The sequence below is a fragment of the Streptomyces clavuligerus genome (assembly GCF_005519465.1).
GTDB lineage: Bacteria > Actinomycetota > Actinomycetes > Streptomycetales > Streptomycetaceae > Streptomyces > Streptomyces clavuligerus.
Map to the genome: position 1 here is coordinate 5,173,318 of NZ_CP027858.1, position 22,047 is coordinate 5,195,364.

Below are 22,047 nucleotides of genomic sequence, written 5' to 3' on the forward strand. Positions count from 1 at the left end.
CCCCCTGTTCATGCCTTCTCCGTGCCGCTTTCCATGCCGTTCATGACCAGGCCCCGATGCCTCATGACCAGGCCCCGGTGCCGGAGCCGAAGCTCTCGGTACCCTGCTGCCCGGCCTGCCGCCACAGCGCGGGCAGCGAGGCACCCGGCCCCACCGGGAGCACCGTCCAGCCGGCCTCGCGCAGCCGCCGCAGCCGGTCCCCGGCGCCGCGCGGGGCGGTGGCTCCCGCCCAGAGCGCTGTGTCCATGACGAAGGCCACCGCCGCCCCGGTGCGGGGGCGCAGCCGTGCCACCTCCGCCGCCCGGCCCTCGTCCAGATCGCCCAGGAAGGCGACCACCAGTCCGTCGCTCCCGCGGCGCAGCGCGCCGCCCGCGGCGGAGAACCCCTCCCCGCCGGAGTGGTCGACCACGGCGAGTGTGTCCAGCAGCAGCCCCGCGAGGTCCGCCGAGCCGGTGCCGGAACCGGCGGAGGTGTCGTCCGCCGCGCCGGGGACCGCGTCCCCGGCGTCCGTCACCAGCCGTACGGCGAGACCCCGCTCCAGTATGTGCAGCAGGACGGAGGCGGCCCCGGAGACCGCCCACTCGAAGGCGGCGTCGGGGCCCGTGCTTTGGTAGCCGACGGCCCGGGTGTCGAGCAGCACCGTGCACCGGGGCCGCTGGGGCTGCTCCTCCCGGCGGACCATCAGCTCCCCGAACCGTGCCGTGGAACGCCAGTGCACCCGGCGCAGATCGTCGCCGTGGCGGTAGGCGCGCGGGATGATGTCGTCGTCCCCGGCGAGCGCCAGGGAGCGCTGACGGCCCTCCCCCTGCCCGGGGGACCCGCCGGTCAGCCGCACCGGCGGCAGCGCCTCGGTCCGGGGGGTCACGGTCAGCGTGTCGTAGGCGCTGAACGAGCGCGTCAGCTCGCACATGCCGAACGGGTCGCTCAGCCGGAGCTGGAGCGGCCCCAGGGGGTAGCGCCCGCGCAGATCGGAGCGGACCCGGTAGGACACCTCCCGGCGGCCCGCGGCCTCCACCCGGTCCAGCACGAACCGGGGCCGCGGCCCGAGGACGTAGGGCACATGGTCCTGGAGCATCAGCAGCCCCGTGGGCAGCCGGGAGACGTTGTCCAGCCGCAGATGCACCCGGGCCTCCGCGCCCGCCGGCACCCGGTGGGGCGTCAGCCGCCTGCTGCCCGTCACCCGGTAGCGGGTGCGGTGGAGGGTGAGGGCGCAGAGCAGCGGCAGCACCGCGAGCAGCAGTCCCACCCGCAGCAGATCGCTCTGCCCGAGGACGTAGGCGCAGACGGCGGCGGCCACCCCGGCGGCCAGGAAGGACCGGCCGCGGGTGGTGAGGCCGCTGAGCGCGGTCCGCAGCCCGGAGGGCTCACCGCCGTCCTGTTCCCCCGCTCCGGCGGGCTCCCCCTGGGACATCACAGCCGCCGCGCCCCCGGCTGCCTGCCGTGGAGCGAGGGGGCGGGCTGCCCGGGCCCGGCGGCGGGCACCGGGGTCCGGTGCAGGATCTCCAGCACCACCTGATCCGCCGTACGCCGGTTGAGCTGGGCCTGGGCGGTGGGCAGCAGCCGGTGTGCCAGCACCGGCACCGCCAGCGACCGCACATCGTCGGGAAGGGCGTACTCCCGTCCCGAGAGCGCGGCCGTCGCCTTGGCGGCGCGCAGCAGGTGCAGGGTGGCGCGGGGGGAGGCGCCCAGCCGGATGTCGGGGTGGTTGCGGGTGGCGGAGACCAGCTCCACCGCGTACCGCCGCACGGGCTCGGCCACATGGACCTGGCGCACGGTGTCGATGAGTTTGAGCACGTCGTGCGCGTGGGCGACCGGCTGGAGGTCGTCGAGCGGGGAGACGGCGCCGTGCACGTCGAGCATCCGGAGTTCGGCGTCGGGGCTCGGATAGCCGATGGAGACCCGGGCCATGAAGCGGTCGCGCTGGGCCTCGGGCAGCGGATAGGTGCCCTCCATCTCCAACGGGTTCTGCGTGGCGACCACCATGAACGGGCTGGGCAGCTCATAGGTCCGGCCGTCGACGGTGACCTGGCGCTCCGCCATGGACTCCAGCAGCGCCGACTGGGTCTTGGGCGAGGCGCGGTTGATCTCGTCGCCTATGACGATCTGGGCGAAGACGGCGCCCGGCTTGAACTCGAAGTCGCGCTGCTGCTGGTCGAAGACCGAGACACCGGTGATGTCGGACGGCAGCAGGTCCGGGGTGAACTGGATGCGCCGCACGGAGCAGTCGATGGACTGCGCCAGGGCCTTGGCCAGCATGGTCTTGCCGACACCCGGAACGTCCTCGATGAGCAGATGTCCCTCGGCGAGGAGCACGGTCAGCGAGAGACGTACGATCTCGGGCTTGCCCTCGATCACTGCCTCCACCGATCTGCGGACCCGATCCGCAGTGGTGGTCAGATCTGTGAGGCTCGCTCGGTCGTCATAGGTCGTCACCCGGCCCTCCTCGGCCCATTCGCGGGCCGAAGGACCGGCCCACCCGAAACACGAACACCGGTGCCGGGGAGTTCCGGAGCGGGGCGCGTGCCCCCGCCATGCCGCTCTTCCTCGCTGTGTCGCCCGCACGGTCCCCCGCACCGTCTCCCCCGTACCGCTCCCCGCATTGTTGTTGGCCCGGCGGTGTCGTGTCACTCGCCTGTGGACAACCCCCGGAGGAATGCCGGTTTTGCCGGACCTTATCCGGTTGTTCGACGGTCATCACGGGCGGTGGCGCGGCCCTCGGGGGTTGCCGCGCGACCAGGTTGCGGACGACCCGCGCGGCCAGGTGCGGATGACCTGTGATGGCATCCGCATATGGCCGTACATGTCGACACATGACCGTGTGAGCCGTCCCGCCGACGTCGGCGGGACGGCTCACACGGTGAACGCTCTCATGGGGTGAACGGGTTCACCCGGCCGGGTCGATCTCTCTCAGCACGCCGCGCTTCACATCGAAGACAAAGCCGCGCACATGGTCGGTGTGCAGCAGGAACGGGGAGGTCCGCACCCGCTGCATGGACTGCCGTACGTCCTGGTCCACATCGCGGAACGCCTCCACCGCCCACGGCGGACGCTGTCCGACCTCGTCCTCCAGCTCGTGCCGGAAGTCCTCCGTCAGCGACTCCAGGCCGCAGCCGGTGTGGTGGATGAGGATCACGCTGCGGGTGCCCAGGGCGCGCTGGCTGATGGTCAGCGAGCGGATCACGTCGTCGGTGACCACTCCGCCCGCGTTGCGGATGGTGTGGCAGTCGCCCAGCTCCAGGCCGAGCGCCGCGTGCAGGTCGAGCCGGGCGTCCATACAGGCGACCACGGCCACCCGCAGCACGGGCCGCGCGTCCATCCCCGGGTCCTGGAAGCCGGCGGCGTAGCGCTGGTTCGCCTCGACGAGGCGGTCGATGACCGTACTGCCGGGAGCCGCGGTGTCGGCGTCGGCAGGGTGGTGCGCGGAAGTCGTCATGGCGACGACGTTAGTGGGCGGGACCCGGATCGGCCTGCTGTGAAGCCGCACAAAGAACATCAACATCCATTGTTGTGAGGTACCCCACATGAGCGACAGTCCATAGCCCGTGCGGGTGATTCACCCCTGAGGCGCACCCCGTCGCCACGCCGTCGGCCGGTTGATTGACCGCACTGGCCGGTGGACTAGAGTGGCGCGGAACCCATGGGTCATGCGCATGTCCTGTGTCCCATGCCCCATGAGTGTTCCCGACAACGATCTTCCCCGCGTGTACGGCGGTGCGTACCGCGTGTGCGGCGTCCGCACGGCCAAGGGCCCCGGTATGGCCCCGCGCCGGACCTGAGAGGGCTCTGTGAGCAATACCCGACATGTCCCGGTGATGCTCCAGCGGTGCCTGGACCTGTTGGCCCCGGCCCTGGAGTCCCCGGGAGCGGTCGTCGTCGACTGCACCCTCGGACTCGGCGGCCACAGCGAGGCCCTGCTCTCCCGCTTCCCCGGCGTCCGGCTGATCGCCCTCGACCGGGACCCCGAGGCACTGCGCCTTTCGGCCGAGCGGCTGGCCCCCTACGGCGAGCGCGCCACCCTGGTCCACGCGGTCTACGACGAGCTGCCCGCCGTTCTGGCCCGGCTGGGCGTCCCCCGGGTGCAGGGCGTCCTCTTCGACCTCGGCGTCTCCTCCATGCAGCTCGACGAGGCCGACCGGGGCTTCGCCTACGCCCAGGACGCCCCGCTCGACATGCGGATGGACCAGACCACCGGTATGAGCGCGGCCGAGGTCCTCAACACCTACCCCCCGGGCGAGCTGGTCCGCATCCTGCGCGCCTACGGCGAGGAGAAGCAGGCCAAGCGGATCGTCTCCGCGATCGTCCGGGAACGCGTGAACGAGCCGTTCAGCACCAGCGCCCGGCTGGTCGAGCTGATCCGCGACGCGCTGCCCCAGGCCGCCAAGCGCACCGGCGGCAACCCCGCGAAGCGCACCTTCCAGGCGCTGCGCATCGAGGTGAACGGTGAACTGAGCGTGCTGGAGCGGGCCGTGCCCGCGGCGGTCGCGGCGCTCGCCGTGGAGGGCCGGATCGCGGTGCTCTCCTACCACTCCCTGGAGGACCGCCTGGTGAAGCAGGTCTTCGCCGCCGGTGCCGCCACCACGGCGCCGCCGGGGCTGCCCGTCGTGCCGGAGGAGTACCAGCCGCGGCTGAGACTGCTCACCCGCGGCGCCGAACTGCCCACCGACGACGAGGTGGCCGAGAACCGGCGGGCCGCCCCCGCGCGTCTGAGGGGAGCACAGCGCATCCGGGAGGACGTGCGGTGAGCCGCGGGGCGGGCAGTGGCCCGCGGACACCGCCCGCGGGAGGCCGGGAGACGATCGGGAGGCCACGGTGAGCCCAGCGGCCCAGCAGCTCAAGGGGCGCGCCGCCCGGCTCGCCCGGATGATGCCGGACGGCCCGTCCTCCGCCGCCCGCACCCCGTTCGTCCTGCTGGTCGTCGTGCTGCTCGGCGGCGGTCTGATCGCCCTGCTGCTGCTGAACTCCGCCCTCAGCGAGGAGTCGTTCGAACTGAGCGAGCTGCGGCGCGAGACCACCGCGCTCACCGACGAGCAGCAGGCGCTGCAACGGGACGTCGACAGCTTCCTCGCCCCCGACGCGCTGGAGCGGCGCGCCCGTGAGCTGGGCATGGTCCCCGGCGGCAACCCCGCCTTCCTCGCCCCCGACGGCACCGTGCGCGGCCAGGCCGACCCGGCGCCCGCCGACACCGGGTCCGCGTCCCCGGCCGCCCCCGGGACCGGGGCTCCGGGCACGGCCGCCGCGGGACCCCAGACCCTGGGGTCCCCCGAGCCCCTCGCGTCCCCGCGGACACCCGGGTCCCGGACGTCCGCCCAGCCCGCCGTCCCCCCGCAGACGCAGGACGCCCTCCCGACCACCGGAACGCCGCAGTCCGCCGGTTCCTCCCCGCCGCCCGGCGCCCCGCGGCCCGCCGTACCCCCGCCCGGTCAGCCCTCGACGCCCACCGGCAGGTGACGCAGTGCCGCCCAAGGACCACCCCGCTCACCCCCCGCGCGCCGCGGCGCGGCCCGCCCCGGCCGGACGCCGGGTCCCCGCGCCCGCGCGCCGTGCCCCCGCCCGTCCGGCGCCCCGGACCACGTCACCCGCCGCCAAGCCCCTCCGGCTCGGCAGCCCCCGCCCCCGGCTGCGCCTGGTCAGCCTGGGACTCGCGCTGGTGATGCTGGTCTTCGTCGTCCGGCTGCTCCAGGTCCAGGCGGTGGAGGCCGACGCGTACGCCGCCCGGGCCGAGGAGCAGCGCTATCTCAGCGTGGTGCTCGCCGCCGAGCGCGGCGAGATCACCGACCGCGCGGGCACCCTCCTCGCCACCAGCGTCGACGCGTACGACATCACCGCCGACCCCAAACTCTTCACCCCGAAGGAGAGCAAGGCGCCCAACGCGCCCGAACAGGCCGCCGCGCTGCTCGCCCCCATCCTCGGCAAGGACGCGGGCGAGCTGGCGAAGAAGCTCAGGGCCCCGGGCTCCCGCTACACGGTGCTGGCCCGCCGCCAGACCCCCCAGGTCTGGAACCAGATCAAGGACGTCAAGAAGGTCTTCGCGGAGAAGGCCCGGGCCGACCGGGCCCGGGGCGGCCCCGGCGCGAATGTGCTCGCCGGGGTCCTGAGCGAGCCCAGCAGCAGACGCGTCTACCCGAACGGTGACCTCGCCGCCGGGATACTCGGCTATGTCCGGGCCGACGGCCGGGGCGGCGGCGGTATCGAGTCCATGCTCGACCGGACGCTCGCGGGCAAGGACGGCGAGATCACCTACGCCCAGTCCGGCGGCCGCCGGGTCCCCACCGCGGACGGCACCCGGGAGACCCCCGCCGTCCCCGGCTCCGACATCGAGCTGACCATCGACCGCGACCTCCAGTGGGCCGCCCAGCGCGCGATCAGCGAGCAGGTGGCCGCCTCGAAGGCCGACCGCGGCTATGTGATCGCCCAGGACACCCGGACCGGCGAGATCCTGGCCATGGCCAACGCCCCCGGGTTCGACCCGAACGACATCTCCCGCGCCGACGCCACCGCCCTCGGCAACGCGGCGGTGCAGGACGTCTACGAGCCGGGCTCCACCGCGAAGGTGATCTCGCTCGCCGCCGTCCTGGAGGAGAAGGCCGCGCATGTCGGCACCCGGGTCGTCGTCCCCAACCGGCTGCACCGGGGCGACCGTCTCTTCAAGGACGACGACGACCACCCCACCTGGTATCTGACGCTCGCCGGGGTCATGGCCAAATCCAGTAATATCGGAACAATCCTGGCCACCGGGCAGTTGGGGAAGACCCAGCCCGAGGCCAATAAGGTCCTCCACTCCTACTTCCGGAAATTCGGCGTCGGCAGCACCACCGGCCTCGGCTACCCGGGCGAGAGCCCCGGCATCCTCGCCCCGCCGCAGGAGTGGTCCACGTCCCAGCAGTACACGATCCCCTTCGGCCAGGGGCTGTCCATCAACGCGATGCACGCCACCTCCGTCTATCAGACGGTCGCCAACGGCGGGGTGCGCATCCAGCCGACCCTGGTCCGGGGCGCCAAGGGCCCCGACGGCCGGTTCACCCCGGCGCAGGCGCCCAGGAAGACCCGGGTCGTCAGCGAGGAGACCGCCCGTACCCTCTCCGAGATGCTGGAGACCACCGTCGGCAGCGACGAGGGCACCGGCATCCGGGCCCGTATCCCCGGCTACCGGGTCGCGGGCAAGACCGGCACGTCCGACAGGGTCGACCCCGAGCTGGGCCGCTACAAGGGCTTCACCGCGTCCTTCGCCGGATTCGCCCCCTCCGACCAGCCCCGGGTCGCCGTCTACTGCGCCATCCAGAACCCGACCGTGGGCAGCTACTCCGGCGGTCGGCTCTGCGGACCCGTCTACCAGCAGGTCATGCGGTTCGCGCTGAAGACTCTGCGGGTCCCGCCCACCGGCAAGGAACCCGCCCGGCTCCCCGTCACCTTCGACCCCAGTACCTGACCACGCGTCCATGACCACGAGTCCCCCGTACCCGACCACGAGGTCCCGGCACACGGCCGTGCGGCGCCGGCACACGGCCGTGCCGTCCCCGCGCACGACCCGAGGAACCACCAGTGACCACCATCACTCCCGATTCCGGGAACCACAGCACCACCCCGGCCTCATTTCGCCCCGCGGAGGGTGCGCCCGGTACGCTCACCGCCGTGCCACACGCTGATCAGTACCGAACCACCCAGCAGGACGCCCCCGAGCGACAGCCGGGAGCCCCCCGGCCGACCCGGCCGCACCCGGTCTCCCTCGGGGAGCTGGCCGCCCGCCTGGGGGTGAGCGACCCGGCGGCGGACGAGGTCACGGTCACCGGCATCACCCACGACTCCCGGGCCGTGCGCCCCGGCGACGTCTACGCGGCCCTCCCCGGGGCCCGGCTGCACGGTGCCGACTTCGCCGCCCAGGCCGCCGGGCTCGGCGCCGCCGCGGTCCTCACCGACCCCGCGGGCGCCGACCGCGCCGCGGCCACCGGGCTGCCCGTCCTGGTCACGGAGAACCCCCGGGCCCGCATGGGCGAGCTGGCCGCCGAGGTCTACGGACACCCCGGTGAGGGGCTGCTCCAGATCGGCATCACCGGTACCTCCGGCAAGACCACCACCGTCTATCTGATGGAGGGCGGGCTGCGGGCCGCGGGCCGCGCCACCGGCCTGGTGGGCACCGTCGAGACCCGGATCGGCGAGGAGCGCATCAAGTCGGAGCGCACCACCCCGGAGGCCACCGACCTCCAGGCCCTCTTCGCGGTGATGCGCGAGCGCGGGGTCGAGGCCGTCGCCATGGAGGTCTCCAGCCACGCCCTGGTGCTCGGCCGGGTCGACGGCTGCGTCTTCGACGTCGCCGTCTTCAACAACCTGAGCCCGGAGCACATGGAGTTCCACTCCGGCATGGAGGACTACTTCCAGGCGAAGGCGCAGCTCTTCACGCCCGCCCGCAGCAGGCGCGGCGTGGTCAACCTGGACGACGCGTACGGCCGCAGACTCGCCGCGGAGGCGACCGTTCCGGTCACCACCTTCTCCGCCGAGGGCCACCCGGACGCCGACTGGCGCGCCGAGGACGTCGAGGTGGGCCCGCTCGGCTCCACCCTGACCCTCGTCGGCCCCGGCGGGGTCCGGGTGAGCGCCCGCGCCCCGCTGCCCGGCCCGTTCAACGTCGCCAACACCGTCGCCGCCGTCGTCGCCCTGGCCACCGCCGGGGTCGACCCGCAGACCGCCGCCGACGGCGTGGCCGCCGTCCCCGGGGTCCCGGGCCGCCTGGAGCGCGTGGACGAGGGCCAGCCCTACCTCGCCGTGGTCGACTACGCCCACAAGACCGACGCCGTCGACTCCGTGCTGCGCTCCCTGCGCAAGGTCACCGAGGGACGGCTGCACATCGTCCTCGGCTGCGGCGGCGACCGCGACGAGACCAAGCGCGGCCCCATGGGCGCCGCGGCGGCCCGGCTCGCCGACACCGCCGTGCTGACCTCCGACAACCCGCGCTCCGAGGATCCGCTCGCGATCCTCGCCGCCATGCTCGCCGGAGCGGCCGAGGTCCCGGCCCACGAGCGCGGCCAGGTCCTGGTCGACGCCGACCGGGCCGCGGCCGTCGCCGCCGCCGTCGCCCGCGCGGAGCCCGGCGACACCGTGCTCATCGCCGGGAAGGGCCATGAGCAGGGACAGGACATCGCCGGAGTCGTCCGCCCCTTCGACGACCGCCAGGTACTGCGGGAGGCCATCCGAGCCTCCCGCGCAGCCCTCCACCAGACACCCCGGGGATGACCAAGTGATCGCCCTCTCCCTCGCCGAGATCGCCGCCATCGTCGGCGGGCAGTCGTACGACATACCGGACGCGGACCGCCTCGTCACCGGACCGGTCGTCACCGACTCCCGCCGGGTGGGGCCCGGCTCCCTCTTCACCGCCTTCGCCGGAGAACGCGCCGACGGGCACGACTTCGCCGAGCGCGCCGTCGCCGACGGCGCGGTGGCCGTGCTCGCCACCCGCCCCGTCGGGGTGCCCGCCATCGTCGTGGACGATGTCACCGCGGCCCTCGGCGCGCTCGCCCGCCATGTCGTCGAGCGCCTCGGCACCACCACCGTCGCGCTCACCGGCTCCGCCGGGAAGACCAGCACCAAGGACCTGATCGCGCAGCTCCTGGAGCGCAAGGGCCCCACCGTCTACCCGGAGGGGAACCTCAACAACGAGATCGGACTGCCGCTCACCGCGCTGCGGGCGGACGAGTCCACCGAGCACCTCGTCCTGGAGATGGGTGCCCGGTACATCGGGGACATCCGCTATCTCACCGGCCTGGTGCCGCCCCGGATCGGCCTGGTCCTCAACGTCGGCACCGCCCACCTCGGGGAGTTCGGCAGCCGGGAGCGCATCGCCGAGGCCAAGGGCGAGATGGTGGAGTCGCTGCCCTCCGGCGAGGAGGGCGGGGTGGCCGTCCTCAACGCCGACGACCCGCTCGTGCGCGCGATGGCGGAGCGCACCCGCGCCCGGGTGGTCCTCTTCGGCGAGCACTCCTCCGCCGACATCCGTGCCGCGAATGTCCGGCTCACCCGGCAAGGTCGGCCCGCCTTCACGCTTCACACCCCCACCGGGTGCAGCGATGTGACGATGCGGCTGTACGGTGAGCACCACGTGTCGAACGCGCTCGCCGCGGCCGCCGTCGCCCATGAGCTGGGTCTGTCCGCCGACGAGATCGCCCTCGCGCTCTCCGAGGCCGGTACCCTCTCCCGCTGGCGCATGGAGGTCACCGAGCGCCCGGACGGCGTGACGATCGTCAACGACGCCTACAACGCGAACCCCGAGTCCATGCGGGCGGCGCTGCGCGCGCTGGCCGCCATGGGACAAGGAGCACAGTCCCGGGGGGGACGGACGTGGGCGGTGCTCGGCCTGATGGCCGAACTCGGTGACGAAGCGCTCGCCGAGCACGACGCCGTCGGACGGCTCGCCGTCCGGCTCAACGTCAGCAAGCTCGTCGCGGTGGGGGGCAGGGAAGCCTCCTGGCTGCAACTGGGCGCATATAACGAGGGTTCGTGGGGTGAGGAGTCGGTGCACGTGTCCGACGCGCAGGCGGCGGTCGACCTGTTGCGCAGTGAACTGCGTCCGGGAGACGTCGTGCTGGTGAAGGCGTCCAGATCGGTCGGGCTCGAACGGGTCGCCCAGGCGCTGCTCGACCCGTCCGCCGTGCTCTCCGATGGGCAGGGTGCCGGTCGATGAGGCAGATCCTCTTCGCGGGGGCCATCGGGCTCTTCCTGACGCTCATCGGCACCCCGCTGCTGATCAAGCTGCTGGCGCGCAAGGGATACGGGCAGTTCATCCGGGACGACGGTCCGCGCACCCACGGCAGCAAGAAGGGGACGCCCACCATGGGCGGTATCTCCTTCATCCTGGCCACGCTGATCGCCTACGCCAGCGCCAAGCTGATCACCGGCGCCTCGCCCACCGCGTCGGGCCTGCTGGTGCTCTTCCTGATGACCGGCATGGGCATGGTCGGCTTCCTCGACGACTACATCAAGATCGTCAAGCAGCGTTCGCTGGGTCTGCGGGCCAAGGCGAAGATGGCCGGACAGCTGATCGTCGGCATCACCTTCGCGGTCCTCGCGCTCCAATTCGCCGACCAGCGCGGCAGTACCCCGGCGTCCATGAGGCTCTCGTTCGTCACGGACTTCGGCTGGACCATCGGCCCGGTGCTCTTCGTGATCTGGGCGCTGTTCATGACCCTGGCCATGTCCAACGGCGTGAACCTCACGGACGGTCTGGACGGTTTGGCCACCGGCGCCTCGGTGATGGTGTTCGGCGCGTACACGTTCATCGGGCTCTGGCAGTTCCAGGAGTCCTGCGCCAGCGCGGACGACCTGATCAACCCGTCGGCGTGTTTCGAGGTGAGAGACCCGCTCGATCTCGCGGTGGTCGCCGCCGCGCTGATGGGCGCGTGCTTCGGCTTCCTGTGGTGGAACACCTCGCCCGCCAAGATCTTCATGGGGGACACCGGCTCGCTCGCCCTCGGCGGCGCGCTCGCGGGTCTCGCCATCTGCTCCCGCACCGAGCTGCTGCTCGCCGTCCTCGGCGGCCTCTTCGTCCTGATCACCATGTCCGTGGTGATCCAGGTGGGCTCCTTCCGGCTCACCGGGAAGCGCGTCTTCAGAATGGCCCCGCTCCAGCACCACTTCGAACTCAAGGGGTGGTCCGAGGTCCTGGTGGTGGTCCGCTTCTGGATCATCCAGGGCATGTGCGTGATCGTGGGCCTCGGCATCTTCTACACAGGGTGGGCAGCCGCCAAGTGAGCACGGAGCAGTGGCAGGGCAAGCGGGTCACGGTCGCCGGACTCGGGATCTCCGGGGTCCCGGCGGCCCGGGTCCTGCACCGGCTGGGAGCGGTCGTCACGGTCGTCAACGACGGCGCCGACGAGCGCTCCCGGGCCCAGGCCGCGGATCTCGAAGCCCTCGGGATCACGGTGCGCCTCGGGGACGGGGACACCCTCCCCGAGGGCACGGAGCTGGTCGTCACCACCCCCGGCTGGCGCCCCGACAAGCCCCTCTTCACCGCCGCCGCCGAGGCGGGCGTGGAGATCTGGGGCGATGTGGAGCTGGCCTGGCGGCTGCGCGGACCCGACGCCGCCCCCTGGCTCGCGGTCACCGGCACCAACGGCAAGACCACGACCGTGCGCATGCTCGCCGCGATCCTCGAAGCGGCCGGACTGCGCACGGCCGCCGTCGGCAACATCGGCGTCTCCCTCCTGGACGCCGTCCTCGGCGAGAACACCGGCGAGAACGCAGGCCAGGACGCAGGCCGGGACGGCGGGGAGGGCGCGGACGCCAACGCGTACGACGTCCTCGCCGTCGAACTGTCCAGCTACCAGCTCCACTGGGCCCCCTCGCTGCGCGCCCACTCGGCCGCCGTGCTCAACCTCGCCCCGGACCACCTCGACTGGCACGGCTCGATGGAGGCGTACGCCGCCGACAAGGGCCGGATCTACGAGGGCAACACCGTCGCCTGCGTCTACAACGCGGCCGACCCCGCCACCGAGGACCTGGTGCGCGAGGCGGACGTCGAGGAGGGCTGCCGGGCGATCGGCTTCACCCTCGGCACCCCCGGCCCCTCCCAGCTCGGCGTGGTCGACGGAATCCTGGTCGACCGCGCCTTCGTGGCCAACCGTCACCAGCAGGCCCAGGAGCTGGCGGAGGTCGCCGACATCGACCCGCCCGCCCCGCACAACATCGCCAACGCCCTCGCCGCCGCCGCGCTGGCCCGCGCCTTCGGCGTCCCGGCCACGGCGGTACGGGAGGGGCTGCGCTCCTTCCGCCCCGATCCGCACCGGATCGAGAAGGTCGCGGACGTGGCGGGCGTGGCCTATGTGGACGACTCCAAGGCCACCAACACCCATGCCGCGGCGGCCTCCCTGGCGGCCTATGAACCGATCGTATGGATCGCGGGGGGACTGGCCAAGGGAGCGGTCTTCGACGAACTGGTCGGACAATCGGCCGACCGGCTGCGCGCCGTCGTGCTCATGGGGGCCGATCGCGCGCTGATTCGGGAAGCCCTGGCACGACACGCCCCCGAGGTCCCGGTCGTGGACCTCGACCGGACCGACACTGGGGCGATGGCGGCGGCGGTCCGGGAGGCGGCGCGGCTCGCCCGGCCGGGGGACACGGTTCTCCTCGCCCCCGCCTGTGCCTCGATGGACATGTTCGTCAACTACACCAAGCGAGGCGAGGCGTTCGCCGACGCGGTCCGCGCACTCGCCGCCGAGCGCGCCTGACCCGCCCGACCTCCGCGCTGCCGACCGCGCCCCGGGGACCGTCCGGGGCGCGCGGCGCGGCGCGCCAGGCACGACTGGAGGGGACAGCGTCCATGCCCGCCGACGACACCACCACGGGGCCCCGCCGCTCCACCGGCCAGGCCGTCCCACGGGGAGGTGCCCGTTCCCGCGAGGGCAGGGCCCCGGCGCCCCGTACCGGCTCGTCCGCGCTCCGGCGCTCCGCCGCCACCGGCTCCCGCCCGCCGCGCGGCGGTGCCCCGCGCCGGCTGTACGAGCGGGTCCGCCGGGCCTGGGACCGTCCGCTCACGGCGTACTACGTCATCATGGGCAGCGCGCTGCTGATCACCGTGCTCGGTCTGGTGATGGTCTACTCGGCCTCGATGATCAAGGCGCTCTCGCTCTCGCTGCCGGGCACCTATTTCTTCCGCAAACAGTTCCTCGCCGCGGTCATCGGCACCGTGCTGCTGGTGATCGCCTCCCGGACGCCCTCCCGGCTGCACCGGGCGCTGGCCTATCCGCTGCTGCTCGTGACCGTCTTCCTGATGGCGCTGGTGCAGGTCCCGGGGATAGGCGAGTCGGTCGGCGGCAATCAGAACTGGCTCTCGCTCGGCGGCCCGTTCCAGCTCCAGCCCAGTGAGTTCGGCAAGCTGGCGCTGATCCTGTGGGGCGCGGACCTGCTCGCCCGCAAACAGGAGAAGCGGCTGCTGAACCAGTGGAAGCACATACTGGTTCCGCTGGTTCCGGTGGGCTTTGTCCTGCTTGGGCTGATCATGCTCGGCGGGGACATGGGGACGGCGATGATCCTCACCGCCATCCTCTTCGGGCTGCTCTGGCTGGCGGGCGCGCCCACCCGGCTCTTCGTGGGGGTGCTGGCCGTCGCCGGTCTGGTCGGCTTCATGCTGATCCGCACCAGTGAGAACCGGATGTCCCGGCTTTTCTGTGTGGGGGCGAAGGACCTCGGCCCCCAGGGGGAGTGCTGGCAGGCCGTGCACGGACTCTATGCGCTCGCCTCCGGCGGATGGTTTGGTTCCGGTCTCGGGGCAAGTGTGGAAAAATGGGGTCAACTGCCTGAATCGCATACCGACTTCATCTTCGCCATCGCCGGGGAGGAACTGGGTCTGGCGGGGACGCTGTCGGTGCTCGGTCTGTTCGCGGCTCTAGGCTATGCGGGTATCCGCGTGGCCGGACGCACGGAGGACCACTTCGTCAGGTACGCGGCGGGAGGTGTGACCACCTGGATCATGGCCCAGGCCATGGTCAACATCGGCGCGGTGCTCGGACTGCTGCCGATCGCCGGTGTTCCCCTGCCGCTGTTCTCCTACGGAGGGTCGGCCCTGCTGCCGACCATGTTCGCCGTCGGGTTGCTCATCGCGTTCGCGCGGGAGGAGCCCGCCGCGAAGGCGGCCCTGGCCATGCGGAGGCCAGGGGGGAGATGGAAAACGATGAGACGGCGCGCTACGGGGCGTCCGTCCGGAGAGCGGTGAATTTCGGTGCATGTCGTCCTCGCCGGCGGTGGGACCGCCGGCCATATCGAGCCCGCGCTGGCCCTCGCGGACGCCCTGCGCAGGCAGGACCCGACCGTGGGCATCACCGCCCTGGGCACGGAGCGCGGACTGGAGACCCGGCTGGTGCCGGAGCGGGGCTATGAGCTGGCGCTGATCCCCGCCGTCCCGCTGCCCCGGAGGCCGACCCCGGAGCTGATCACCGTCCCCGGGCGGCTGCGCGGCACCATCAAGGCCGCCGAGCAGGTCCTGGAGCGCACCAAGGCCGACTGTGTCGTCGGCTTCGGCGGCTATGTGGCCCTCCCCGGCTATCTTGCCGCCAAACGGCTCGGGGTGCCGATCGTGGTCCACGAGGCCAACGCGCGCCCCGGGCTCGCCAACAAGATCGGCTCCCGGTACGCCGCCGGGGTGGCCGTCGCCACCCCCGACAACAAGCTGCGCGGGGCCCGCTACATCGGCATCCCGCTGCGGTACACCATCGCCACCCTGGACCGGGCCCGGGTGCGCCCCGAGGCGCGCGAGGTCTTCGGCCTCGACCCCCATCTGCCCACCCTGCTGGTCTCCGGCGGCTCCCAGGGCGCCCGGCGGCTCAACGAGGTCATCCAGCAGGCCGCGCCCGTCCTCCAGCGCTCCGGCATCCAGATCCTGCACGCGGTCGGCCCGAAGAACGAGCTGCCGCACGCGGACAACATGCCGGGAATGCCGCCATATGTCCCGGTACCGTATGTGGACCGGATGGATCTCGCCTACGCCGCCGCCGACATGATGCTCTGCCGCGCCGGAGCGATGACCGTCGCCGAGCTGTCGGCCGTCGGGCTCCCCGCCGCCTATGTCCCGCTGCCGATCGGCAACGGCGAACAGCGGCTCAACGCCCAGCCGGTCGTCAAGGCGGGCGGCGGACTCCTCGTCGACGACTCCGAGCTGACCGCCGAGTGGGTCCAGGGCCATGTCCTCCCGGTACTGGCCGATCCGCATCGGCTGTACGAGATGTCCCGCGCCGCCGCCGAGTTCGGCCGCCGGGACGCCGACAATCTGCTTGTCGGCATGGTGTACGAGGCGATCGCCGCACGCCGTCAGGCGTGAGGCCGCCCGGCCCGGGGCGCAGGGCCCCGGGCGCCGGCAGGAAGGAGACCGGAGCGTGGCCGGACCCACCACCGCCGAGCGCGGTGCGAAGAGACCCCCGCGCCGCCCCCGGCCGGAGCCCGGCCCGCCCTCCGGCGCCCCGGCCCGGGGCAGGCTGCGGCCCGGCCGCAGGGGAGTGCTGGTCGCCCTGGCGGCCGTGGCGCTCACCGCGGGCCTCGGCTGGCTGCTCCACGGCTCCTCCTGGCTGCGCGTCGAGCGGGTCGAGGCCACCGGGACCCGGGTGCTGACACCCGCGCAGGTGGTCGAGGCGGCCCGGGTGCCCCTGGGCGAGCCGGTCGTCTCCCTGGACACCGACGCCATCGGGGAGCGCGTCCGTGAGCGGCTGCCGCGCGTCGGCTCCGTGGAGGTCTCCCGTGACTGGCCCCGGGGCGTCACCCTGGAGGTGACCGAACGTCAGCCCGTGCTGCTGCTCGTCCAGGGGAAGCGCTTTGTCGAGGTGGACCGCGAAGGGGTCCGGTTCGCGACCGCGCACCGGCCGGTCAAGGGGGTACCCCGGCTCGAACTCGCCGCCGAGCGCTCCCCGGGCCTGCGCCGCTTCCCGCTCTCCCGGCTGACCGAGGAGGCGGTACGGGTCAGGGGCGAACTGCCGGGAAAGGTCGCCGACGAGCTGCGTACCCTGGTAGTGCGTTCATATGACGACATGGTCCTGGAGTTGACCGGGGGGCGCACGGTGGTGTGGGGGAGCCCCGAAGAGGGTGAGGCGAAGGCGCGCGCCCTCACCGCGCTTCTGAAAGCCGCACCCCGGGCCCGGCACTTCGATGTGAGTGCTCCCACCACCCCGGCGGTGTCCGGGAGTTGACGCCGGAGCACCTCTCCCGGCCCCCTGGGTGGTCAGCGCAACGGCTGATCACATAGGGTGAAAAGAAAAACGGGAGGTTCGGCGTGTTCATTGAACGCGCGCCGCTTGTCGACTTAGTGTCCTGTTCGGGGAGTCCAGCGAACAGACACACGGGTAACCCTAAACTTCAACGTTAGGGTTCGGGTCGGCGCGGTCGGACCGCCCCATCGGCATCAGCCGCCGCCGCGCGGGTACAGCGCGGGGGCGGCACGTATTTCGAGGCGAGAGGCCTTCGACGTGGCAGCACCGCAGAACTACCTCGCAGTCATCAAGGTCATCGGTGTCGGCGGCGGTGGTGTCAATGCCATCAACCGAATGATCGAGGTCGGTCTCAAGGGCGTCGAGTTCATCGCCATCAACACCGACGCTCAGGCGTTGTTGATGAGCGACGCCGACGTCAAGCTCGACGTCGGCCGCGAACTCACCCGGGGACTCGGCGCGGGCGCCAACCCGGCCGTCGGCCGCAAGGCCGCCGAGGACCACCGCGAGGAGATCGAGGAGGTCCTCAAGGGGGCCGACATGGTCTTCGTCACCGCTGGTGAGGGCGGCGGCACCGGCACCGGCGGCGCGCCCGTCGTGGCCAACATCGCGCGCTCCCTGGGCGCCCTGACGATCGGTGTGGTCACCCGGCCCTTCACCTTCGAGGGCCGCCGCCGCGCCAACCAGGCGGAGGACGGCATCGCCGAGCTCCGCGAAGAGGTCGACACCCTCATCGTCATCCCCAACGACCGGCTGCTGTCCATCTCGGACCGCCAGGTCAGCGTGCTCGACGCGTTCAAGTCCGCCGACCAGGTACTGCTCTCGGGCGTCCAGGGCATCACCGACCTCATCACCACGCCCGGTCTGATCAACCTCGACTTCGCCGACGTCAAGTCCGTGATGTCCGAGGCCGGGTCCGCCCTCATGGGCATCGGCTCGGCCCGGGGCGACGACCGTGCGGTGGCGGCGGCCGAGATGGCGATCTCCTCGCCGCTCCTGGAGGCGTCCATCGACGGCGCCCGCGGGGTGCTGCTGTCCATCTCCGGCGGCTCCGACCTCGGTCTCTTCGAGATCAACGAGGCGGCCCAGCTGGTGAGCGAGGCGGCCCACCCCGAGGCCAACATCATCTTCGGCGCGGTCATCGACGACGCCCTCGGCGACGAGGTCCGGGTCACGGTCATCGCCGCGGGCTTCGACGGCGGTCAGCCGCCGGTCCGCCGGGACACCGTCCTCGGCTCCGCGGGCGCCAAGCGCGAGGAGGCGCAGCCGCCCGCGCAGCGCCCCGAGCCCTCGTCCCGCCCGATCGGCCTCGGCTCGGTACCGGTGCGCGAGGAGCCTCCGGCCGAGCCCGCCCCGGTCCAGGCCGACCGCGGCCCGGCCATCACCCCGCAGGTCCCGCCGGCCCGTCCCTACCCGGACACCTCGGCCGAGGAACTGGATGTCCCGGACTTCCTGAAGTGACCGTGCGGCACGACGCGATACACGCGAACGGCGCCCACTTCGCCTTCACCACCCGGTGGGGCGGGGTGAGCGCCGTTCCGTACGAGGAGCTGAACCTCGGCGGAGCGGTCGGCGACGACCCCGGGGCCGTACGGACCAACCGGGAGACCGCCGCCAAGGCGCTCGGGTTCGACCCGGGCCGGGTGGTCTGGATGAACCAGGTGCACGGCCGGGAGGTCGTACGGGCCGACGCGCCCTGGGGCACGGGGCCGGTTCCGGCGGTGGACGGGGTGGTCACCACCCGGCGCGGCCTGGCCCTCGCCGTGCTGACCGCCGACTGCGTCCCCGTTCTGCTGGCCGATCCGGTGGCCGGGGTGGCGGGCGCCGCCCACGCGGGCCGGATCGGGATGGCCCTCGGGGTGGTCGCCGCCACCGTCGGGGCGATGGCGGAACTGGGCGCGCGGCCCGAGCGGATCGTCGCCCGCACCGGGCCCGCGATCTGCGGCCGGTGCTATGAGGTGCCCGCCGCAATGCGCGCGGAGGTCGCCGCAGCGGAGCCGGCCGCCTGGGCCGAGACCGCCTGGGGCACCCCGGGCATCGATGTCGTCGCCGGGGTCCACGCCCAGCTCGCGGCGGTCGGGGTGCGGGACCGGCAGGCATCGCCGGTGTGCACCCGGGAATCACAGGACCACTACTCGTACCGCCGCGACCGCACCACCGGGCGGCTCGCCGGATATGTCTGGTTGGAGCCGTTCTCCGAGGGGGCGGGCGCCGCTTCCCCGGCAGGAGAGACAGCAGCATGACGGAACGACACGAGCTTCCGGACCCGGCGCGCCGGGACGAACTCGCCGAAAATCTGGCGAAGGTGGAGGAACGTATCGCCGCCGCCTGCGCCGCCGCCGGGCGGAAGCGGGAGGAGGTGACCCTCGTCGTGGTCACCAAGACCTATCCCGCGAGCGATGTCCGCCTTCTGTATGAACTCGGTGTGAGAAACGTCGCCGAGAACCGCGATCAGGACGCCGCCCCCAAGGCCGCCGCGTGCGCCGATCTCGATCTCCAATGGCACTTTGTCGGTCAGTTGCAGACGAACAAGGTCCGTTCTGTACTGGGATATTCCGATGTGGTGCAGTCGGTCGATCGTATGAAGCTGGTCACGGCGCTCTCCTCCGCGGCGGTCCGCGCGGGGCGTGAAGTGGGGTGTCTGATCCAGGTGGCGCTGGACGCGGAGACCGGCGCACGCGGGGAGCGCGGCGGGGTCGCGCCGGGCGGGACCGAGGAACTCGCCACCGCGATCGAGGGGTCCGCCGGACTTCGGTTCGACGGTCTGATGACGGTCGCACCGCTGGTCGGACCCTATGCGGGACGGCAACGGGCCGCGTTCGACCGGCTGATGGAAATCTCGGCGGACCTGCGCGTGGGGCATCCTGCTGCGAACATGGTCTCGGCGGGGATGAGTACGGACCTCGAAGAGGCCGTCGCCGCCGGTGCGACACATGTACGCGTCGGTACGGCGGTACTCGGAGTCCGTCCCCGGCTCGGGTAACGTCGCCAAGAGTCGGACCACAGCAGAAAATATGGTCATTCCCGCGGTAAAGCGGGCAGACCCAGTGGATCGCGGGCACTTGGCGGCAGTGCGACATTTGCGAACAAAGCGATCCACCACAGAGCGGAGGACTCAGAGCATGGCCGGCGCGATGCGCAAGATGGCGGTCTACCTCGGCCTCGTGGAGGACGATGGGTACGACGGCAGGGGCTTCGACCCCGACGACGACTTCGAGCCCGAGCCGGAGCCGGAACGGGAACACCGTCGGCACCCGCCCGCGCATCCGGTGGAGCGCGAGGAACCGGTGCGCGCCGTCCAGCCTCCGCCCCCGCGCGACCCGATGCCGCTGCCGACTTCGCTACCCGCAGAAAACGGGCGTCCGGCGCGAATTGCCCCCGTGGCATCCATCACACCCGAACGCCCCAACCTGGAGAAGAACGCGCCGGTGATCATGCCCAAGGTCGTGTCCGAGCGGGAGCCCTACCGCATCACCACACTGCACCCGCGGACCTACAACGAGGCCCGTACCATCGGGGAACACTTCCGCGAGGGCACTCCAGTGATCATGAATCTCACGGAGATGGACGACACCGACGCGAAGCGACTCGTCGACTTCGCTGCGGGACTGGTCTTCGGTCTCCATGGCAGCATTGAGCGGGTGACACAGAAGGTGTTCCTGCTGTCTCCTGCTAACGTCGATGTCACGGCGGAGGACAAAGCCCGTATCGCAGAGGGCGGTTTCTTCAACCAGAGCTGAGATGAGGCAGGACCTGGCCGGCCCACCGGGGCCGGGCCACGGACGCACAGGGGAGAGGGAAGCGCAGGATGAGCGTCGCACTACAGGTGGTCTATATCGCGCTGTTGTGTTTCCTCGTCGTCCTGTTCTTCCGTTTGGTCATGGACTACGTCTTCCAGTTCGCCCGTTCATGGCAACCCGGCAAGGCGATGGTGGTCCTCCTGGAGGCCACCTACACTGTCACCGACCCACCGCTCAAGCTTCTTCGGCGGTTCATCCCGCCGTTGCGTCTCGGGGGCGTGGCACTCGACCTGTCCTTCTTCGTTCTGATGATCATCGTTTGGGTCCTTCTCAGCATCGTGGGTCGTTTCGCGTGAGGAGAAGGGTAGGAGTGGACGATACGGTCTTGCCGACTGCCGACGACTACGTAGAGGTGAAGAAGAGATGCCGCTGACCCCCGAGGACGTGCGGAACAAGCAGTTCACGACCGTCCGCCTCCGAGAAGGCTATGACGAGGACGAGGTCGATGCCTTCCTCGACGAGGTCGAATCCGAATTGACCCGGTTGCTCCGGGAGAACGAGGACCTGCGCGCCAAGCTGGCCGCGGCGACTCGTGCCGCCGCGCAGAATCAGCAGCAGCAGCACCAGCAGCAGCAGGCGATGCGCAAGGCTCCGGAGCCCCAGGACGGACGGGGTGCCCCGGGGGCCCCGGTACCCGCTGCCATATCGGGTCCGCCGGTCCAGCAGCAGCCTCCGCAGATGGGTCCCCCCCAACTGCCGGGTGGAGCGCCTCAGCTGCCGGCCGGTCCCAGCCACGGTGGTCCGATGGGCCCCGGCGGCCCCATGCAGGGCGGCCCGATGGGCGGTCCGATGGGTGGCCCCGGTCCCATGGGCGGCCATGGTGGCCCGCAGATGCCGCCGCCCGGTCAGGGCCCCGGCGGCGACAGCGCGGCCCGTGTGCTCTCGCTGGCCCAGCAGACCGCCGACCAGGCGATCGCGGAGGCCCGTTCCGAGGCCAACAAGATTGTCGGCGAGGCCCGTTCGCGCGCCGAGGGCCTGGAGCGGGACGCCCGCGCCAAGGCCGACGCGCTGGAGCGGGACGCGCAGGAGAAGCACCGCGTGGCCATGGGCTCCCTGGAGTCCGCGCGGGCGACGCTGGAGCGCAAGGTCGAAGACCTCCGCGGCTTTGAGCGTGAGTACCGCACCCGTCTGAAGTCCTACCTGGAGAGCCAGCTCCGTCAGCTGGAGACCCAGGCCGACGACTCGCTGGCCCCGCCGCGGACCCCGTCGGCCGCCTCGCTGCCGCCGTCGCCGTCGATGGCGTCGGCCGGTGCCCCGGCGATGGGCCACTCCATGGGCGGCAACCCGCCGATGGGCCAGCCGATGGGCGGCAACCCGCCGATGGGCGGCGCTCCTTCGTACGGTGGCCAGCAGCAGATGTCCCCGGCGATGACCCAGCCGATGGCGCCGGTGCGGCCCCAGGCGCCGCAGCCGATGCAGCAGGCGCCCGCGCCGATGCGTGGTTTCCTCATCGACGAGGACGACAACTGAGCCGCGGCGCGCGATGAGCGCGTAGCCGTCGGCAGCTCGCAAGGGCCGGGCCCAGGACTTCGTGTCCTGGGCCCGGCCCTTGCGTTGTGTCCGGGAATATCCGC

19 protein-coding genes are annotated in these 22,047 nt (G+C 72.2%); 16 read left to right on the forward strand and 3 right to left on the reverse strand.

Annotation, left to right across the window (positions count from 1 at the left end):
• Positions 1-61: 61 nt before the first annotated feature.
• The 3 genes from CRV15_RS21795 to CRV15_RS21805 form a co-directional block, all read right to left on the reverse strand.
• Positions 62-1,411 (reverse strand): DUF58 domain-containing protein, encoded by a 1,350-nt coding sequence (locus CRV15_RS21795; RefSeq protein WP_003956672.1) that lies wholly within the window; start codon positions 1,409-1,411, stop codon positions 62-64.
• Positions 1,411-2,433 (reverse strand): AAA family ATPase, encoded by a 1,023-nt coding sequence (locus CRV15_RS21800; RefSeq protein WP_003956673.1) that lies wholly within the window; start codon positions 2,431-2,433, stop codon positions 1,411-1,413. The genes CRV15_RS21795 and CRV15_RS21800 overlap by 1 nt, the downstream gene beginning before the upstream one ends.
• 451 nt (positions 2,434-2,884) lie before the next feature.
• Positions 2,885-3,433, reverse strand: a complete 549-nt coding sequence (locus CRV15_RS21805; RefSeq protein WP_003956674.1) for a beta-class carbonic anhydrase — start codon at positions 3,431-3,433, stop codon at positions 2,885-2,887.
• 352 nt (positions 3,434-3,785) lie between these two features.
• Here CRV15_RS21805 and rsmH point away from each other — a divergent pair, with 352 nt between their 5' ends.
• The 16 genes from rsmH (at position 3,786) to CRV15_RS21890 (ending at position 21,943) form a co-directional block, all read left to right on the forward strand.
• Positions 3,786-4,742 carry a 16S rRNA (cytosine(1402)-N(4))-methyltransferase RsmH gene (rsmH, locus tag CRV15_RS21810; RefSeq protein ID WP_003956677.1) on the forward strand — a complete coding sequence of 319 codons (957 nt, stop codon included), beginning with the start codon at positions 3,786-3,788 and terminating at the stop codon, positions 4,740-4,742.
• Positions 4,743-4,809: 67 nt separating this feature from the next.
• Complete coding sequence (gene ftsL, locus CRV15_RS21815) at positions 4,810-5,448, forward strand: cell division protein FtsL (RefSeq protein WP_003960177.1); 639 nt, start codon at positions 4,810-4,812, stop codon at positions 5,446-5,448.
• A gap of 4 nt (positions 5,449-5,452) precedes the next feature.
• The gene (locus tag CRV15_RS21820; RefSeq protein ID WP_003960176.1) at positions 5,453-7,426 is read left to right on the forward strand and encodes a peptidoglycan D,D-transpeptidase FtsI family protein; all 1,974 of its coding nucleotides are present in this window, start codon (positions 5,453-5,455) and stop codon (positions 7,424-7,426) included.
• Positions 7,427-7,539: 113 nt separating this feature from the next.
• Positions 7,540-9,225 (forward strand): UDP-N-acetylmuramoyl-L-alanyl-D-glutamate--2,6-diaminopimelate ligase, encoded by a 1,686-nt coding sequence (locus CRV15_RS21825; RefSeq protein WP_003960175.1) that lies wholly within the window; start codon positions 7,540-7,542, stop codon positions 9,223-9,225.
• Between the two features lie 4 nt (positions 9,226-9,229).
• On the forward strand, positions 9,230-10,669 hold the full coding sequence (locus CRV15_RS21830) for a UDP-N-acetylmuramoyl-tripeptide--D-alanyl-D-alanine ligase (protein WP_003956682.1): 1,440 nt from the start codon (positions 9,230-9,232) through the stop codon (positions 10,667-10,669).
• The gene (gene mraY / locus CRV15_RS21835; protein ID WP_003956683.1) at positions 10,666-11,736 is read left to right on the forward strand and encodes a phospho-N-acetylmuramoyl-pentapeptide-transferase; all 1,071 of its coding nucleotides are present in this window, start codon (positions 10,666-10,668) and stop codon (positions 11,734-11,736) included. The genes CRV15_RS21830 and mraY overlap by 4 nt, the downstream gene beginning before the upstream one ends.
• A complete protein-coding gene (gene murD, locus CRV15_RS21840) occupies positions 11,733-13,211 on the forward strand; it encodes a UDP-N-acetylmuramoyl-L-alanine--D-glutamate ligase (protein WP_003956685.1) in 1,479 nt (492 codons plus the stop codon). Before mraY ends, murD begins: the two co-directional genes overlap by 4 nt.
• A 92-nt stretch (positions 13,212-13,303) precedes the next feature.
• Complete coding sequence (gene ftsW, locus CRV15_RS21845; protein WP_003960174.1) at positions 13,304-14,695, forward strand: putative lipid II flippase FtsW; 1,392 nt, start codon at positions 13,304-13,306, stop codon at positions 14,693-14,695.
• A gap of 6 nt (positions 14,696-14,701) precedes the next feature.
• Positions 14,702-15,796: an undecaprenyldiphospho-muramoylpentapeptide beta-N-acetylglucosaminyltransferase gene (gene murG / locus CRV15_RS21850; protein WP_003956687.1), complete on the forward strand. Its 1,095-nt coding sequence runs from the start codon at positions 14,702-14,704 to the stop codon at positions 15,794-15,796.
• A 55-nt stretch (positions 15,797-15,851) separates the two neighbouring features.
• Positions 15,852-16,655, forward strand: a complete 804-nt coding sequence (locus CRV15_RS21855) for a cell division protein FtsQ/DivIB (protein WP_003956688.1) — start codon at positions 15,852-15,854, stop codon at positions 16,653-16,655.
• A 276-nt stretch (positions 16,656-16,931) separates the two neighbouring features.
• Entirely contained in the window at positions 16,932-18,134 is a 1,203-nt protein-coding gene (ftsZ, locus tag CRV15_RS21865; RefSeq protein ID WP_003956690.1) for a cell division protein FtsZ, read from the forward strand.
• The gene (pgeF, locus tag CRV15_RS21870) at positions 18,131-18,916 is read left to right on the forward strand and encodes a peptidoglycan editing factor PgeF (RefSeq protein ID WP_003960173.1); all 786 of its coding nucleotides are present in this window, start codon (positions 18,131-18,133) and stop codon (positions 18,914-18,916) included. Before ftsZ ends, pgeF begins: the two co-directional genes overlap by 4 nt.
• Complete coding sequence (locus CRV15_RS21875) at positions 18,913-19,656, forward strand: YggS family pyridoxal phosphate-dependent enzyme (RefSeq protein WP_003956693.1); 744 nt, start codon at positions 18,913-18,915, stop codon at positions 19,654-19,656. Before pgeF ends, CRV15_RS21875 begins: the two co-directional genes overlap by 4 nt.
• A gap of 139 nt (positions 19,657-19,795) precedes the next feature.
• Positions 19,796-20,413, forward strand: a complete 618-nt coding sequence (locus CRV15_RS21880; RefSeq protein ID WP_003956695.1) for a cell division protein SepF — start codon at positions 19,796-19,798, stop codon at positions 20,411-20,413.
• A gap of 68 nt (positions 20,414-20,481) precedes the next feature.
• Positions 20,482-20,769 (forward strand): YggT family protein, encoded by a 288-nt coding sequence (locus CRV15_RS21885; protein ID WP_003956696.1) that lies wholly within the window; start codon positions 20,482-20,484, stop codon positions 20,767-20,769.
• Between the two features lie 67 nt (positions 20,770-20,836).
• Positions 20,837-21,943 (forward strand): DivIVA domain-containing protein, encoded by a 1,107-nt coding sequence (locus CRV15_RS21890; protein ID WP_003956697.1) that lies wholly within the window; start codon positions 20,837-20,839, stop codon positions 21,941-21,943.
• The last annotated feature ends 104 nt before the right edge of the window (positions 21,944-22,047 follow it).

Coding starts and splice junctions, on each gene's coding strand:
- CRV15_RS21795 (WP_003956672.1), bottom strand. CDS start 1,411: ATGTCCCAGGGGGAGCCCGCCGGAGCGGGGGAACAGGACGGCGGTGAG.
- CRV15_RS21805 (WP_003956674.1), bottom strand. CDS start 3,433: ATGACGACTTCCGCGCACCACCCTGCCGACGCCGACACCGCGGCTCCC.
- mraY (WP_003956683.1), top strand. CDS start 10,666: ATGAGGCAGATCCTCTTCGCGGGGGCCATCGGGCTCTTCCTGACGCTC.
- ftsW (WP_003960174.1), top strand. CDS start 13,304: ATGCCCGCCGACGACACCACCACGGGGCCCCGCCGCTCCACCGGCCAG.
- CRV15_RS21875 (WP_003956693.1), top strand. CDS start 18,913: ATGACGGAACGACACGAGCTTCCGGACCCGGCGCGCCGGGACGAACTC.
- CRV15_RS21880 (WP_003956695.1), top strand. CDS start 19,796: ATGGCCGGCGCGATGCGCAAGATGGCGGTCTACCTCGGCCTCGTGGAG.
- CRV15_RS21885 (WP_003956696.1), top strand. CDS start 20,482: ATGAGCGTCGCACTACAGGTGGTCTATATCGCGCTGTTGTGTTTCCTC.
- CRV15_RS21890 (WP_003956697.1), top strand. CDS start 20,837: ATGCCGCTGACCCCCGAGGACGTGCGGAACAAGCAGTTCACGACCGTC.